The sequence below is a fragment of the Pseudomonas sp. P106(2024) genome (genome assembly GCF_057480815.1).
Window position 1 is genome coordinate 105,637 of sequence record NZ_JBLIYU010000004.1, and the last position, 13,401, is coordinate 119,037.

General features: G+C 64.4%; 16 protein-coding genes. 12 read left to right on the plus strand and 4 right to left on the minus strand.

The genetic code is table 11. The annotated features are described in order from the left end of the window. Positions 1 to 191 precede the first annotated feature (191 nt). Both AC25M7_RS08935 and AC25M7_RS08940 read left to right on the plus strand, forming a co-directional pair. Positions 192 to 437, plus strand: coding sequence for a hypothetical protein (locus AC25M7_RS08935; protein WP_023631578.1), 246 nt, complete (start codon positions 192 to 194; stop codon positions 435 to 437). Beyond that, a complete protein-coding gene (locus AC25M7_RS08940) occupies positions 434 to 685 on the plus strand; it encodes a DUF3077 domain-containing protein (protein ID WP_062364017.1) in 252 nt (83 codons plus the stop codon). The genes AC25M7_RS08935 and AC25M7_RS08940 overlap by 4 nt, the downstream gene beginning before the upstream one ends. A gap of 102 nt (positions 686 to 787) precedes the next feature. Here AC25M7_RS08940 and AC25M7_RS08945 read toward each other — a convergent pair whose 3' ends face one another. After that, positions 788 to 2,092 carry a hypothetical protein gene (locus AC25M7_RS08945; RefSeq protein WP_486970952.1) on the minus strand — a complete coding sequence of 435 codons (1,305 nt, stop codon included), beginning with the start codon at positions 2,090 to 2,092 and terminating at the stop codon, positions 788 to 790. A 358-nt stretch (positions 2,093 to 2,450) separates the two neighbouring features. Between AC25M7_RS08945 and AC25M7_RS08950 the strand changes: the two genes are divergently transcribed. From AC25M7_RS08950 to AC25M7_RS08960, 3 genes are all read left to right on the plus strand, one after another. Next, complete coding sequence (locus AC25M7_RS08950) at positions 2,451 to 3,014, plus strand: GNAT family N-acetyltransferase (RefSeq protein WP_110604401.1); 564 nt, start codon at positions 2,451 to 2,453, stop codon at positions 3,012 to 3,014. Between the two features lie 50 nt (positions 3,015 to 3,064). Next, positions 3,065 to 3,604 (plus strand): hypothetical protein, encoded by a 540-nt coding sequence (locus AC25M7_RS08955; RefSeq protein WP_062364023.1) that lies wholly within the window; start codon positions 3,065 to 3,067, stop codon positions 3,602 to 3,604. Positions 3,605 to 3,685: 81 nt separating this feature from the next. Beyond that, entirely contained in the window at positions 3,686 to 4,225 is a 540-nt protein-coding gene (locus AC25M7_RS08960; RefSeq protein ID WP_486970953.1) for a hypothetical protein, read from the plus strand. Positions 4,226 to 4,247: 22 nt separating this feature from the next. Here AC25M7_RS08960 and AC25M7_RS08965 read toward each other — a convergent pair whose 3' ends face one another. Beyond that, positions 4,248 to 4,715 (minus strand): DMT family transporter, encoded by a 468-nt coding sequence (locus AC25M7_RS08965; protein ID WP_062575098.1) that lies wholly within the window; start codon positions 4,713 to 4,715, stop codon positions 4,248 to 4,250. A 91-nt stretch (positions 4,716 to 4,806) separates the two neighbouring features. Here AC25M7_RS08965 and AC25M7_RS08970 point away from each other — a divergent pair, with 91 nt between their 5' ends. Together AC25M7_RS08970 and AC25M7_RS08975 are read left to right on the plus strand one after the other, a co-directional pair. Next, entirely contained in the window at positions 4,807 to 5,727 is a 921-nt protein-coding gene (locus AC25M7_RS08970) for a LysR family transcriptional regulator (RefSeq protein WP_486970954.1), read from the plus strand. Between the two features lie 34 nt (positions 5,728 to 5,761). Continuing rightward, a complete protein-coding gene (locus AC25M7_RS08975) occupies positions 5,762 to 6,148 on the plus strand; it encodes a lysozyme inhibitor LprI family protein (protein WP_062364027.1) in 387 nt (128 codons plus the stop codon). Between the two features lie 15 nt (positions 6,149 to 6,163). On the opposite strand, the gene mnmH is transcribed toward AC25M7_RS08975, so the two are convergent. Beyond that, positions 6,164 to 7,276, minus strand: coding sequence for a tRNA 2-selenouridine(34) synthase MnmH (gene mnmH, locus AC25M7_RS08980; RefSeq protein WP_486970955.1), 1,113 nt, complete (start codon positions 7,274 to 7,276; stop codon positions 6,164 to 6,166). Then, complete coding sequence (selD, locus tag AC25M7_RS08985; protein ID WP_028689787.1) at positions 7,276 to 8,310, minus strand: selenide, water dikinase SelD; 1,035 nt, start codon at positions 8,308 to 8,310, stop codon at positions 7,276 to 7,278. The genes mnmH and selD overlap by 1 nt, the downstream gene beginning before the upstream one ends. A gap of 119 nt (positions 8,311 to 8,429) precedes the next feature. On the opposite strand from selD, the gene AC25M7_RS08990 reads away from it, so the two are divergent. The 5 genes from AC25M7_RS08990 to AC25M7_RS09010 all read left to right on the plus strand — a co-directional run bounded on the left by AC25M7_RS08990 (position 8,430) and on the right by AC25M7_RS09010 (position 13,349). Next, on the plus strand, positions 8,430 to 9,284 hold the full coding sequence (locus tag AC25M7_RS08990) for a putative selenate ABC transporter substrate-binding protein (RefSeq protein WP_062364031.1): 855 nt from the start codon (positions 8,430 to 8,432) through the stop codon (positions 9,282 to 9,284). After that, positions 9,281 to 10,075, plus strand: a complete 795-nt coding sequence (locus AC25M7_RS08995; protein ID WP_486970956.1) for a phosphonate ABC transporter ATP-binding protein — start codon at positions 9,281 to 9,283, stop codon at positions 10,073 to 10,075. Before AC25M7_RS08990 ends, AC25M7_RS08995 begins: the two co-directional genes overlap by 4 nt. Then, positions 10,069 to 10,896 (plus strand): PhnE/PtxC family ABC transporter permease, encoded by an 828-nt coding sequence (locus tag AC25M7_RS09000; RefSeq protein ID WP_062575093.1) that lies wholly within the window; start codon positions 10,069 to 10,071, stop codon positions 10,894 to 10,896. The genes AC25M7_RS08995 and AC25M7_RS09000 overlap by 7 nt, the downstream gene beginning before the upstream one ends. After that, a complete protein-coding gene (gene phnE, locus AC25M7_RS09005) occupies positions 10,893 to 11,660 on the plus strand; it encodes a phosphonate ABC transporter, permease protein PhnE (protein WP_062364037.1) in 768 nt (255 codons plus the stop codon). Before AC25M7_RS09000 ends, phnE begins: the two co-directional genes overlap by 4 nt. A 294-nt stretch (positions 11,661 to 11,954) precedes the next feature. Then, complete coding sequence (locus tag AC25M7_RS09010; RefSeq protein ID WP_062364039.1) at positions 11,955 to 13,349, plus strand: PhoH family protein; 1,395 nt, start codon at positions 11,955 to 11,957, stop codon at positions 13,347 to 13,349. Positions 13,350 to 13,401: the final 52 nt, after the last annotated feature.

The following is a 13,401-nucleotide window of genomic DNA, read 5'->3' on the forward strand; positions in this document are numbered from 1 at the left end:
TTTGGCGACCGGGTGTGAGAAGCCCGTCCATGTCCAGATTCAGGTTGCCTGTTATGGCAGCCGTGCGCGCGCAGACTTCGGTCTGGCCGTGGTGTCTGGACACGGTCTTCTCACCTCGCGTACGGCTGCCACCCTTGTCTGTGAGAAGGATGCTGGTGGTTGCTCTAGAAACCATTTCCAGAGTAACAACTATGAAAAAACTAGTACCTGACCCACCCTATCCAATCCCCTTCGTCACCATCATCAGCGACCTCGACCCCGAGGAAGCCATGGCCCACGCCAACAAGCTGATGCACATCCTCAGCGATACCGTCCACGCCTATACCGTCTGCCAGCGCGACGCGCGCCTCGACGTGATGATGGACAGTGTCGAAATCCTCGGCCAACTGGTCATCTCGCTGGTCCGCCACGCCCGGGCCAAGGGGGCGCCGGTATGAGCGACGACAGCAAGCCCGGCCCGACCCAGGGCAAGACCACCTGCCTCGAGATCTTCTGCATCCAGCCCGGCATCCCGTTCGACCACGCGTTCAGCGACCTGTCGGTGCTGCTCGGCTGTGTGGCGCATTTCACCACCGAGGCCGAGATGGAAGGGGACCTCATGGCCGGCAGTGCCGCACGGATTCTCAGTGGGTTGGCCAAGGGGTTGATCGATGACATGGAACTGGGTCTGAATCGCAGCAAGTGAAAGATGCCCTTGTCGAGGTGCCGTGACAGCCATCGACAGGGGCGCTTCACAAATGACTGGAAGTTTGTGGAGTATACTTGACGCTCTCAGGCTCATCCTGATTTATGGCGTGAAAATTGCGCCGGGAGAGAACGTTCCTGACGCACCATCGTTCTGAATAATGGCGTAATTGCCGCAGACGGTTTTGCGCTTGTCCGCCATAATCCAGTCCTTGGGGATGGAAACATAGTAATAGGTGCCATCATACTCTATCGCGAGCTCTTTTTTCCTTGTCGGCGAGCCCTCTGCATGCCAATAGACATCAACCTTGCTGCCTGCACTAATTTCAGGGTAGTACAAGATATACCTGGGGGCTTCGTCTGCGAATGACATATACCTTGGCGGTCTTATGTCGGTGCCGTGGCCGAGTAAAATTGTATTTAAGGGTAGTGAGTTCCACGTTTTATATTCGCCAACGTCTACTTTATGGGTGACATGGTAGCAGGCAGTTGCACTAGTGCTCAGGGCGGATGTGAAGATACCAGAGGGTATATCAAATGCCAGGTCTTCAATTTTGTTGGGCGTCTTTTGCGGTGAGCGATAGATCAGGTGTTGCAGCTCAACAGACATCGCTATTTCGTCTCCCGCCATGCCCGTGTATTTTGGCACGATTATCTTAATGAGGTCGCCTGGCGGAAGACCCAGCTCGCCCTCAAGTTCGGGAGGAATAATCCCGTAGTCTACGCGTAATTCCAAGGTTGGTGACGTTTTACCCTTTACCGTGTAGCAGAGCTTTAGCGAACCACCGGCGATTGCGTCGATAAGGCCCTTTACAATAATGAACTCGGTATGTTGTGGCTTCGCTTCATCAATCATTGGTTCGAGTTCAATCACCGTCCCTTTATCATTTGTTGCGACGACTGTAAGCGAGATCTGATCACCTTCCAGGATAGGCGCTACTGTCTCGACCCGTACCGTTGCCCCATCCTTTCCCACGCTATCAGGACTCAATCCTGAACCCCTGGCTTCAATGATTTCAGGTGCTTTGAGTTCTGGTTCGAGTTTGCCATCGACCACGGTGATGTTAAGTGGGGGCGACTTGAGGTCAGGTTCAATTTCATAGTCAATGACGGCGCTACCGCCCACTACAGCTTTTGCGAGGTCATTCTTCAGTTCGATCTTGAGGCCGTTGAAAATGTCAGTCCACTCCACTAGGTGCTCTTGGCGTTCGGGACTTAATTCTTCCCCGTCAGCGGTGGTGCCCTGCCATTTCAGTTCCAGCTTTTTGGCTGCGGAGTCTTGTGGTAGTCGCTGAATGATGACATTGAAATTTTTTCCGTTTAGGGCATGCCAGTCCAACTCGCCGCTGGGTGCTTCTTCGATCGTTGGTGCTTCCAGGGTGAGTGTGCTGGTTTTTTCAATGCTCATGACATTTTCCTAAGTGCGGATAGTATGGTTCAATGATTTCATGCGTCGCCAAGTGTGTGCGAAAGTTTATGTTACGCCCGCACGGCAATACATTTAACAAAGTTCAACACATCTGACACCTGGCAAAAATACCAGGTTAGGCACCGGCAATGAGACCTGATGTGCCGAGAGGGTATGCTCAATGTTCCCGGTACCAGTCTGCAGGCATCAAAGGCCCCACCGAGGCAGGATTTCTGGGTGCTGTCGTTGGATCGTTCACCGCATCTCGCTATTCGTTTGCTCTGCCCGGCACGCGTGCGTGCGGGTATCCACTGACGCTAGACTGTCATCCTCCCCACCACCGGACAGGAGTCCCGGCGTGCCCGACCCCCGCAGTTTCCCCAGCGACCTGTGCCTTGAAAGCCCACGCCTGCAGCTGCGCCCCATGCGCCACGGCGACGCGCAGCAGTGGCTCACCATCATGGCCGACCCGGAAGTGATGCGTTACTGGTACCACGCCCCCTGGCAGACCCTGGCCGAGGCCGAAAGCGCCCTGGCCGCCGACCGCGAAGCCTATGCCGCCGGCCAGTTGCTCAAACTGGGCATGTACCGCCGCGACAACGGCGAGCTGATCGGCATGGTCCAGCTGTTCAACCTCGAGGAAGGCTCGCGCCGTGGCGAGATCGGCTACTGCCTGGCCAAGTCGGCCCAGGGCCGCGGCTACATGGACGAGGCGCTGACCTGCTTCATCGACTACCTCGCCCACACCCTGCACCTGCGTCGCCTGGAGGCGGAGATCGACCCGCGCAACCAGGGCTCGGCGCGTACCCTGGAACGCCAGGGGTTCGTCCTGGAAGGCACCTTGCGCGCCCGTTGGTGCGTGGCGGGTGAACTGTCCGATTCGGGGTTGTACGGTTTGCTGCTCGAACCCCCAGTGGCCTGATGCCCACGTGTCATGGACGCGACTTTCACTGATGGGATGGAGCCCGCGCTTTGCCTGCTTTCTACGTGACGTTCACTTTGCTGCTGTTTCTGTTGAGCCTGTGTTTCGATGGCATCCTGATGGGTGTCGACGGGCATATGCCCGCCTTGCAGATAGTGCTCATGGGGCCTTGGGGCATTGCCATGGGGCTTTACCAGTGGTTCGCCAATCCGCTGCTGGGGCTGGCGCTGCTTGCTCACCGGCGTTTTCGCCGGCTGGCGCTTGCAGTCGGGATGATCGCGCTGGGCCTGGCCCTCAGTTGCCTTGGCATCGAGCGGGTACCGGACAACCGCAGCTATGACATCCAGCCCCTGACCGGATTTGGCGCCGGGTATTATCTGTGGACACTGGCGATCCTGCTGTTTTGCCTGGGGCAGGGCTGGTGGTGCCGCAAGGTGCGTTCGGCGGCGAGTATGCCGGGGTGGCGCTGGTACGACCTGGGGCTGATCGCAGTGCTGACCGCGACGATCTACGCCGGGACGCTGATGCCGAGCCTGCGCGTTCAGATCAGCAGCTCCACCCAGTCGATGGATCAGGCTGCGACACGCTGATGCAGCGCGCCCGTCGGGTTTGGAAAGACGCCAGGGCTGGGTTAAGGTCGCAGCTTGTCCCGCTTTCTCCAGGTACCTGACTTGCCCGCTTTCTACCTGACCACAAGCCTGGCCCTGTACCTGCTGAGCCTAGCCTTCGACGGTGCCCTGACGGGCGCCGGGCGGCATGTGCCGGCGTTGCAGATGCTGCTCTACGGCCCCTGGGGCATCGCCTTCGGCCTGTACCAGTGGTTCGCCAACCCGCTGCTGGCGCTGGCAGTCCTCGCCCACCGCCGGTTCCGCCGCCTGGCGCTGGTATGCGGCCTGGTGGCGTTGTACCTGGCGGCCAGCAGCTTCGCCATCACCCGCTTGCCGGACAACCAGAGCTACGCCTTCCAGGATGTGAGCGGTTTTGGCGCGGGCTTCTACCTATGGCTGCTGGCGATCCTGGTGTTCTGCCTGGGCCAGCTATGGTGGTGCTGGAAGGCGCGCTCGGCGACCCAGGTGCCGGGCTGGGGCTGGCTCGATGTGGCGCTGGTCGCTGCCCTGAGCGTGGCGCTGTATGCCGGTACGCAGATGCCCTCGCTGCGCTTCGAGCCGCACAAGGTGATCGTGCCGCCGGAGCAGCCGCAGACCTTGTGAGGGTGCATCGCGGGGCAAGCGCTCAACGCGCCGTGCCCCACTGCACCACGATCATCCCGATCACGATCATCCCCACCCCCGCCAGCCGCAACAGGTTTACCGGTCGCTCCGGCAACCCCATCAGGCCAAACTGGTCCATCAGCAGCGACGACAGCACCTGCCCGGCCACCACGCAGACGATGAACCCCGCCGCCCCCAGGCGCGGCGTCAGCACCAGCGCGGCGGTGATGTACAGCACCCCGGCGACGCCCCCGAACCAGGCCCACCAGGGCGCATGGGCCAGTTGCTGCACCTGTGGCAGTGGCGCGCGCATCAGCAGCAGGGCCGGCACCAGCATCAGCAGGCTGACCAGCAACGACACCCCGGCGGCCCACAGCGGATGGCCGAGCAGGCGCCCGAGCGCGGCGTTGCTGCCGGCCTGGAACGGCACGGCGGCCCCGGCGAGCAGGGCGATGAACAAGGGGAGGGCGGCGAAGAGGCTGGCGGGCATGGTGTCTACTCCAGATAAGAACACTGGCCTCAGTCTCGATCATGCATTTCAATGATGGAAATTCGAACTTCGCACAGGCTGTATTCGTACCATGGATGATCTGCGCCGCATCGACCTGAACCTGCTGCTGACATTGCACGCCTTGCTCAGCGAGCAACATGTCTCGCGCGCGGCCCTGCGCCTGCATCGCAGCCAGCCGGCGGTCAGCCATGCCCTGGCGCAGTTGCGCGAGCTTTTCGCTGATCCGTTGCTGGTGCGACGCGATGGCCGCCTGCAACTGACAGCCCGTGCCGAGGCTTTGCAAGCGCCGTTGCAGGAGGCGTTGCAGCAACTCAACGGACTGCTCGGCACGCCGGGCTTCGAGCCGGCGCGGGCCCGGCGCACGTTTCGCCTGGCCATGTCCGACTACGGTGCCCGCGTGGTGCTGCCTGCGTTGATGCGCCTGATGCGGCGCGAAGCGCCGGGCATCGACCTGGTGGTGTCCCAAGGCAGCCGCGAGGCGATGCTCGGCCAGTTGATCGACGGCGAGGCAGACCTGGCGCTGGGCGTGTTCCCGGAACTGCCGACGGAAATGGCCCAGCAGGTGCTGTTCGAGGAATCCTTCGTTTGCCTGGCCGACCGTGCCAGCCTGCCGCCCCGAGGTGGCCTGGCGCTCGACCCCTGGCTGGCGCGGCCCCATGTGCTGGTGGCGGTGCGCCCCGGCATCGACAACGAGATCGACCAGGCCCTGGCCAGCTTGGGCGCACGCCGACGCATCGCCCTGACCTTGCCGCATTGGGGGGTGGCCCAAAGTGTCATTGCCGGGACCGACCTGGTGCTCACCGTGGCCCGGCGCAGCCTTGCCGGTGCCCGGCTGGACCCGGCGCTGCGCCGGTTCGCGCCGCCCCTGGCGATCTCACCGTTCGCCTTTGCCCAGGCCTGGCACTCGCGGCGTGACGGCGATGCCGGGCACCGCTGGCTGCGGGCGCGGATCCAGGCGCTGTGCGTGAACGAAGGTGCGGCAGGGTGCTAGGCTGTGCCGCATTCATCTGCGAAGAGGAAAGCCCATGTTCAAGGATTGTCTGGTCGGCGCCGCCGCCCTGCTGATCGCCGCCGGCGCCCAGGCCGAGGACTATTCGCCCACCTACACCCAGTGCATGGACAAGGCCTCCAGCACCCTGGCCATGGGCGCTTGCATCCAGGCCGAGACCCAGCTGCAGGATGACCGGCTGAACCGGGTCTACAAGCAGCTGATGGCCAAGCTCGACAGCCAGCAGCAGAAGGACCTGCGCGACGTCCAGCGCACCTGGATGAAGTACCGCGACGGCAACTGCGCCTTCCACGGCAAGTTGAGCAACGGCAGCATCTACCGCATCGAAGGCGCCATGTGTGAGATGGACATGAGCAAGGACCGCGCGGCGGAGCTGGAGCGGGTGCTCAGTCCGGGGCAGTGATGCGGCATCCGCGAATCAGGTGCCGCGTTGCTCACGCAGTGCCCGGGCCTTCAGGTACTCGCGCACCTCCACGCCGTCTCCGGCGAACTCGATCCGCTGTGCCTTGGCCGCTCGCTGGTAGGCGTACATCGGGTCGTAGTATTCCTTGAGCAGCCCTTCGATCCACCCTCGGTGCAGGCTCACGTCGCCGCTGCGCAGCTGCTCCTCCAGCGCCTGGTCGAGCAACGTCGACAGCCGCTGGAAGCGCTCGCCGCCCAGGCGCTTGTAGATGTTGGCCATGCTCTGGCGCATGCGCTCGGCGAACAGTGGGCCACCGGCCTCTGCACCGTGCACGGCGATGTACTCGGCGCACAGGTTGATCACATAGTCGCGCAGGATACGTTCCACGCGATGCGCGAAGCTGTCTTCCAGCCACACCAGCGGATAGCGCTGCATGCCCTGGTACATTTCCAGCGGCACCGCGCAGCTGCCGACCACGCGGCCTTCGTCCTCAAGCACGAACTGGCCGATGCCTCGCTCGCGTTTCTTGAGGATGTCGATGGCCAGCGCATTCTCGAAATCGATCTGCGCCGGCTGCGCCGTGGCGCGCTTGCCGAAGCTGGAACCGCGGTGATTGGCGTGGCCTTCGAGGTCGAGCACGTTGTCCAGCTGGTGCAGCACATCGGTCTTGCCGGTGCCGGTCAGTCCGCCCACCAGGACGAACTCGCACTGCTGCACCGCCTGCAGCGTGGTGTCCATCAGCAGGGTGCGCATGGCCTTGTAGCCGCCCACCACCTTCGGATACTGGATGCCGGCGTCCTTGAGCCAGCCCTGGACGATCTGCGAGCGCAGGCCGCCACGGAAGCAGTAGAGGTAGCCGTCGGGATGGGCCTGGGTGAACGCGGCCCAGCCCTCCAGGCGCTGTTGCTTGAGCGCGCCGTTGACCAACTGGTGGCCCAGGGTGATGGCGGCGGCCTGGCCCTGCTGCTTGTAGCAGGTGCCGACCTTCTGCCGCTCCTGGTCGTTCATCAGCGGCAGGTTGACCGCGCCTGGGAAGGCGCCTTTGGTGAATTCGATCGGTGCGCGCATGTCCATCATCGGCACGTCGTCGAGGAACAGCTGTTTCAGCTCGGTGCAGTCGGGGCGCATCAGATCACCTCGACTGCGTGGCTCTGTCGCTCGACCAGCTCGCCGATCGGCGCCAGTTCGAGCCCGAGCTCCCGCGCCACGGCGAGGAATTCCGCCTCGCCTTGCGGGGTGACCGCCACCAGCAGGCCGCCGCTGGTCTGCGGGTCGCACAGCAGGTGCTTCTGCTCGTCGCTCAGCGCGCCGATCTTGTGGCCGTAGCTGTCGAAGTTGCGCAGGGTGCCGCCGGGGATGCAGCCCTCGGCCAGGTAATGCTCGACGCTGGGCAGGCGCGGCACCGCGGCGTACTGCAGGCGGGCGGTGAGGCCGCTGCCCTCGGCGACTTCGACCAGGTGGCCGAGCAGGCCGAAACCGGTGACGTCGGTCATCGCCTGTACGCCGTCGAGCTTGCCGAAGCGGCTGCCAGGGGTGTTGAGGGTGCACATCCAGTCACGGGCCAGGCCCTGGTCCTGTTCGCGCAGCTTGGCCTTCTTCTCGGCGGTGGTGAGAATGCCGATGCCCAGTGGCTTGGTCAGGTACAGGCGGCAGCCGACGCTGGCGGTGTCGTTGCGCTTGAGGTGGCGCTTGCTCACCACGCCGGTCACGGCCAGGCCGAAGATCGGCTCGGGGGCGTCGATGGAATGGCCGCCGGCCAGCGGGATGCCGGCTTCGGCGCACACGGCGCGGCCGCCGCGGATCACCTCGCGGGCGACCTCCGGCGGCAGCACGTTGACCGGCCAGCCGAGGATGGCGATGGCCATCAGCGGGTCGCCGCCCATGGCGTAGATGTCGCTGATGGCGTTGGTGGCGGCGATGCGGCCGAAGTCGTACGGGTCGTCGACGATGGGCATGAAGAAGTCGGTGGTCGAGACCACGCCGCGCTCGTCATCCAGGGCGTAGACGGCGGCGTCGTCGCGCGAGGCGTTGCCGACCCAGAGTTTCGGGTCGAGGGCCTGCGTGCCGCTCTCGGCGAGGATCACATCCAGGACCTTGGGAGAAATCTTGCAGCCACAGCCAGCGCCGTGGCTGTACTGTGTCAGACGAATCGGCTCGCTCATGTGCACCTCGACTTTTCGTGATGCGCGATTGTAGCAAAGCTGGCCTTTGTGCCTGCGGCTCTTATACTTCCCGCGATGCAACACCGACTCATACCCCGCGATCGAACCGGAGAATCCCCATGCTCAAACGTCCCCTGGCACTGTTTGCCGGCCTCGCGCTGTCCTGCTGCGCGGTGTTCGCCCAGGCCGCCGATGTGCTGCGCGTCAGCGCCATCCCCGACGAGGCGCCAACCGAACTGCTGCGCAAGTTCAAGCCACTGGGCGAGTACCTCGAGCAGCAGCTGGGCATGAAGGTGCAGTTCGTGCCGGTGGCCGACTACCCGGCTGTGGTCGAGTCGCTGGCCAGCGATCGCCTGGACCTGGCCTGGCTGGGGGGCTTCACCTTCGTCCAGGTGCACCTGAAGGACCCCAAGGCCACGCCGCTGGTGCAGCGTGAGCAGGATGCCAAGTTCACCAGCAAGTTCATCACCGCCAACCCGGACGTGAAAAGCCTTAAGGACCTCAAGGGCAAGACCTTCGCCTTCGGTTCGATTTCGTCCACCTCGGGCAGCCTGATGCCGCGTTACTTCATGCTCAAAAACGACAACATCAAGCCCGAGGAGTACTTCAGCCGCGTTGCCTATTCCGGCGCCCACGATGCCACCGCGGCCTGGGTCCAGGCCGGCAAGGCCGATGCCGGCGTGCTCAACGCCAGCGTCTGGGACAAGCTGGTCGCAGCCGGCAAGGTCGACACCAGCAAGGTAAAGGTGTTCGCCACCACGCCGGAGTACTTCGACTACAACTGGACCGTGCGCGGCAACATGGACCCGGCACTGAAAGAAAAGATCAAGCAGGCCTTCCTCGCCCTGGACCCGGCCAAGCCTGCGGACAAGGCGATCCTCGACCTGCAGGCCGCCAGCCGCTTCATCGAGACCAAGCCCGAGAACTACGCGGGCACCGAGCAAGCCGCGCGTGAGGCCGGTCTGCTCAAGTGAGTATCCGTGTTCAGGGCGCCAGTGTGCGCCATGGTCAGGTCCAGGCCTTGAGCGCGGTGGACCTGCTGATCGGCCAGGGCGAGCGGGTGGCGATCATCGGTCCGTCCGGGGCCGGCAAATCCAGCCTGCTGCACCTGATGGGCACCGCCGTGCCGCCCAGTGGCGGGCGGCTGGAGTTGTTGGGCGAGCAGCCCTGGGCATTGTCTGCCCGGGCCCGCCAGCGCTTGCGCGCACGGGTTGGCCTGGTACAGCAGGCGCCGCCCCTGCCGCTGCGCCAGCGGGTGGTCACCGCCGTGTTGGCGGGGCGCCTGGGGCAGTGGGGCACGTTGCGCGGGCTGCTCAACCTGATCCACCCCGGCGATGTACCCGGTGCCCGTGCGGCGCTGGCCGAGCTGGGCATGGCCGACAAACTGTTCGCCCAGTGCGGGCAGTTGTCCGGTGGCCAGTTGCAGCGGGTCGGCATTGCCCGTGCCTTGTACCAGCGACCTGAAGTGCTGCTGACCGATGAACCGGTTTCGGCCATGGACCCGGTGCTGGCCGACCATAGCCTGGCGCTGCTCAATCGCCATGCCCAGGCCCATGGCGTGACCCTGGTCGCCAGCCTGCACGCGGTGGAGCTCGCCTTGGCGCATTTTCCGCGCATTGTCGGCATTCGTGCCGGGCAGGTGGCGTTCGACTGCCCGGCAGAAGCGGTCAGCGAAGCGATGCTCGATGCTTTGTACGCCAACGAGCAACTGGCCTCGCCTGTTGCCGCGACGGCGAGCCTGCAGGTGCAGATCCCGCGATGCTGAGCACTGACCAGCGCGACCCCGCTGCCATCCCTCGTTTGCTGTTGACCCTGTTGTGCCTGGCGCTGCTGTGGCCGGGCCTGCGCTTGAGCGAACTCGACCCCGGCGTGCTGTTGCAGGCCGAGAACCGTCAGCAGATGGCCAGCTTCGTCAGCGCATTCTGGCCCCCGGCCCACGACGCCGGCTTTCTGCATCTGCTGCTCAGCGCCACGGTGCAGACCCTGGCCGTGGCCACGGCGGGCATGACCCTGGCGCTGCTGCTGGCGGTGCCGGCCAGCCTGCTGGCCAGCCGGGCGCTGTCGCTGCGGGCAGCTTCCAATGGTGGACGTCTGGGACCATGGTCACGCGCTGCGCGCCTGCCGGTGCGTGGCGTGCTGATCTTCCTGCGCAGTGTGCCAGAGATTGTCTGGGCACTGCTGTTCGTCCGTGCCGTGGGCCTGGGCCCGACCGCCGGGGTGCTGGCCATCGCCATTACCTACAGCGGCATGCTCGGCAAGGTCTACGCGGAAATCTTCGAATCGGTGGACCAGCGCCCGGCCCATGCCTTGCTCCAGGCCGGCAGCAGCCGCCTGTCGGCGTTTCTCTATGGCACCCTGCCCGAGGCCGCGAGCGAGGTGGTGTCCTATACCGTGTACCGCTGGGAATGCGCGGTGCGCGCCTCGGTGGTGATGGGCTTCGTCGGCGCTGGTGGCCTGGGCCAGCAGATCGACTTGTCGATGCGCATGTTCGCCGGGGCCGAGGTGGCGAGCATGCTGCTGACTTTCCTGTTGCTGGTGGTGCTGGCCGACCTGCTCAGCCGCTTCCTGCGCGGGAGGCTCGCATGAGGCGGGTGATCAATGGGCTGGTGATCGTCGCGATCCTGGCGGCGGTGCTGGCGTCGTTCGCCTACCTGGAGCTGGACCTGGCAGCGCTCGTCGGCAGCGGCGGACCGGCGCAGATGGGCGAATACGCGGCGCGCTTCCTGCACCCGGACCTTTCCCTGACGCACCTGCGGGCGGTGGGTCAGGGCGCCCTGGAAACGCTGGCCATGTCCGGGATGGGGACGCTCTCGGCGATGCTGCTGGGTCTATTGCTGGCGCTGCCGGCCGCCGGCCGCTTCGGTTGGCCGTTGCAGGGCGCGGCGCGCCTGCTGCTCAATGCGTTGCGGGCGATTCCGGAGCTGGTCTGGGCGGCGCTGACCGTGCTGGCGGCGGGCCTGGGGCCGAATGCCGGCACCCTGGCGCTGGCGCTGCACACCGCCGGGGTGCTGGGGCGGCTGTTCGCCGAGGCGCTTGAAAATGCGCCGCCGGAGCCGGCGGCGGCGATCCGACTGCAGGGCGGCAGCCAGCTGGCGGCGTTCTGTTTCGGCACGCTGCCCAACTTGTGGCCGCAACTGCTGGCGTACAGCCTGTATCGCTGGGAGAACAACATCCGCATGGCCAGCGTGTTGGGGTTCGTGGGAGCGGGTGGGCTGGGGCAGATGCTCTACGCGACCCTTAGCCTGTTCCAGGAGGCCCAGGCCAGCACGGTGATCATCGCCATGCTGTTGCTGGTGCTGCTGGTGGACGCCCTGAGCGATGTGCTGCGCCAGCGGTTCGTGCGCGCCTGAACGGGCTAGATGCGGTACCTGATCTCTGACTGTAGTCCCGCTCTGGCCTCGCGCCAAGCCCTGTTCGTCAATCCGAAAAATAAACTTCACCGGAGCGTAAAAAGACTTTTTTCGGTCATGGTTTTTGCGGTATCAAGGAACCAGACAGCCGAACCCTGCAGCACAGGTGGCGTCATCCACGCCCCTTTTGCCAGGTGAGCTTCCCGCCCGTAACGACGCGGATACGGGAAGAACGGCAGTCACTCTGCGGCGCAGCCGTTCGCGCCGTGTGGCTTTCACATAAGGTGAACGAGTATGGATGACCAAGGACGCAACCCTTCCTCCAACCAGCCAATCCTGTATGTGCTCGATACCAACGTCCTGATTCACGACCCCAACGCCCTGCTCAACTTCGAGGAGCACCACGTCGCCATACCGATGACGGTGCTGGAGGAACTCGACAAGCTCAAGACCGGCAAACACACCATCGCCGCCGAATGTCGCCAGGCCATCCGCCTGATCGACCAGACCTTGGGCGACGCCTCGCCCAGCGATGTCGAGCAAGGCGTGCCGATCCAGCGCGGCAAGAGCGGGCCCAAGGGCTTCCTGTCCATCCTCATGAGCACGCGCAACGAGCCGAACCGCCTGCTCCCCGAAAACCTCGCCGACAACATCATCATCAACCAACTGCTGGACCTGCGCGCCAAGCGTAAGGACCTCGACGTGGTGCTGGTGACCAAGGACATCAACATGCGCCTGAAGGCGCGTGCCTGCGGGATCGCCGCCGAGGACTACAGCACCGACCAACTGGTCGACGACGTGTCCTTGCTGTCCAAGGGCTACCACTCGGTCACGGGGTCGTTCTGGGACCGTGTGAGCAAGGTCGACACCCGCCAGGAACGCGGCCGTACCTGGCACCGGGTGCAACTGATCGACAACCTGCCGGCGGTACACATCAACGAGTTCATCATCGATGAGCAGGGTTTTGTCGGCTGGATCAAGGGCATCCGCGACAGCGAACTGTTGCTGCTCGACCTGCATCAGGAGCCGCTGCTGCACCAGGAAGCCTGGGGCCTCAAGCCACGGGACATCCACCAGAGCCTGGCGCTGTTCGCCCTGCTCGACCCGGATATCCACCTGGTCAACCTGACCGGCGCCGCCGGTTCCGGCAAGACCATCCTGGCGCTGGCCGCGGCCATCGAGCAGACCATGGTCAGCAAGCGCTACCGGCGCATCATCGCCACCCGCAGCGTGCAGGGGCTGGACCAGGAGATCGGCTTCCTGCCGGGCACCGAGGCGGAGAAGATGGAGCCCTGGCTGGGCGCCATTACCGACAACCTCGAAGCGCTGCACATGGACGACGAGAGCACCCACGGCAGCGTCGAGTACATCCTCGAGCGGGTGCCGTTGCAGTTCAAGTCGCTGAACTACATCCGCGGTCGCAGCTTCCAGCAGAGCCTGATCCTCATCGACGAATGCCAGAACCTTACGCCGCACCAGATCAAGACCATCATCACCCGCGCGGGGAACGGGTCCAAGGTGGTCTGCCTGGGCAACCTGGCGCAGATCGACACGCCGTACCTGTCGGCCACCAGCTCCGGGCTGACCTACCTGACCGAACGCTTCAAGGACTTCCCCCACGGCGTTCACATCACCCTGCAGGGCGTTCCGCGCTCGGTGCTGGCCGAGTACGCCGAGTCGCACCTGTAAACGTCAGCGCACTGCCTGTTCGTCGGTATTGCCGGCGAACAGGCCGGTGCGT

Coding starts and splice junctions, on each gene's coding strand:
- AC25M7_RS08935 (WP_023631578.1), top strand. CDS start 192: ATGAAAAAACTAGTACCTGACCCACCCTATCCAATCCCCTTCGTCACC.
- AC25M7_RS08940 (WP_062364017.1), top strand. CDS start 434: ATGAGCGACGACAGCAAGCCCGGCCCGACCCAGGGCAAGACCACCTGC.
- AC25M7_RS08945 (WP_486970952.1), bottom strand. CDS start 2,092: ATGAGCATTGAAAAAACCAGCACACTCACCCTGGAAGCACCAACGATC.
- AC25M7_RS08965 (WP_062575098.1), bottom strand. CDS start 4,715: ATGCCCGCCAGCCTCTTCGCCGCCCTCCCCTTGTTCATCGCCCTGCTC.
- AC25M7_RS08970 (WP_486970954.1), top strand. CDS start 4,807: ATGGATGATCTGCGCCGCATCGACCTGAACCTGCTGCTGACATTGCAC.
- AC25M7_RS08975 (WP_062364027.1), top strand. CDS start 5,762: ATGTTCAAGGATTGTCTGGTCGGCGCCGCCGCCCTGCTGATCGCCGCC.
- mnmH (WP_486970955.1), bottom strand. CDS start 7,276: ATGCGCCCCGACTGCACCGAGCTGAAACAGCTGTTCCTCGACGACGTG.
- selD (WP_028689787.1), bottom strand. CDS start 8,310: ATGAGCGAGCCGATTCGTCTGACACAGTACAGCCACGGCGCTGGCTGT.
- AC25M7_RS08990 (WP_062364031.1), top strand. CDS start 8,430: ATGCTCAAACGTCCCCTGGCACTGTTTGCCGGCCTCGCGCTGTCCTGC.
- AC25M7_RS09000 (WP_062575093.1), top strand. CDS start 10,069: ATGCTGAGCACTGACCAGCGCGACCCCGCTGCCATCCCTCGTTTGCTG.
- phnE (WP_062364037.1), top strand. CDS start 10,893: ATGAGGCGGGTGATCAATGGGCTGGTGATCGTCGCGATCCTGGCGGCG.
- AC25M7_RS09010 (WP_062364039.1), top strand. CDS start 11,955: ATGGATGACCAAGGACGCAACCCTTCCTCCAACCAGCCAATCCTGTAT.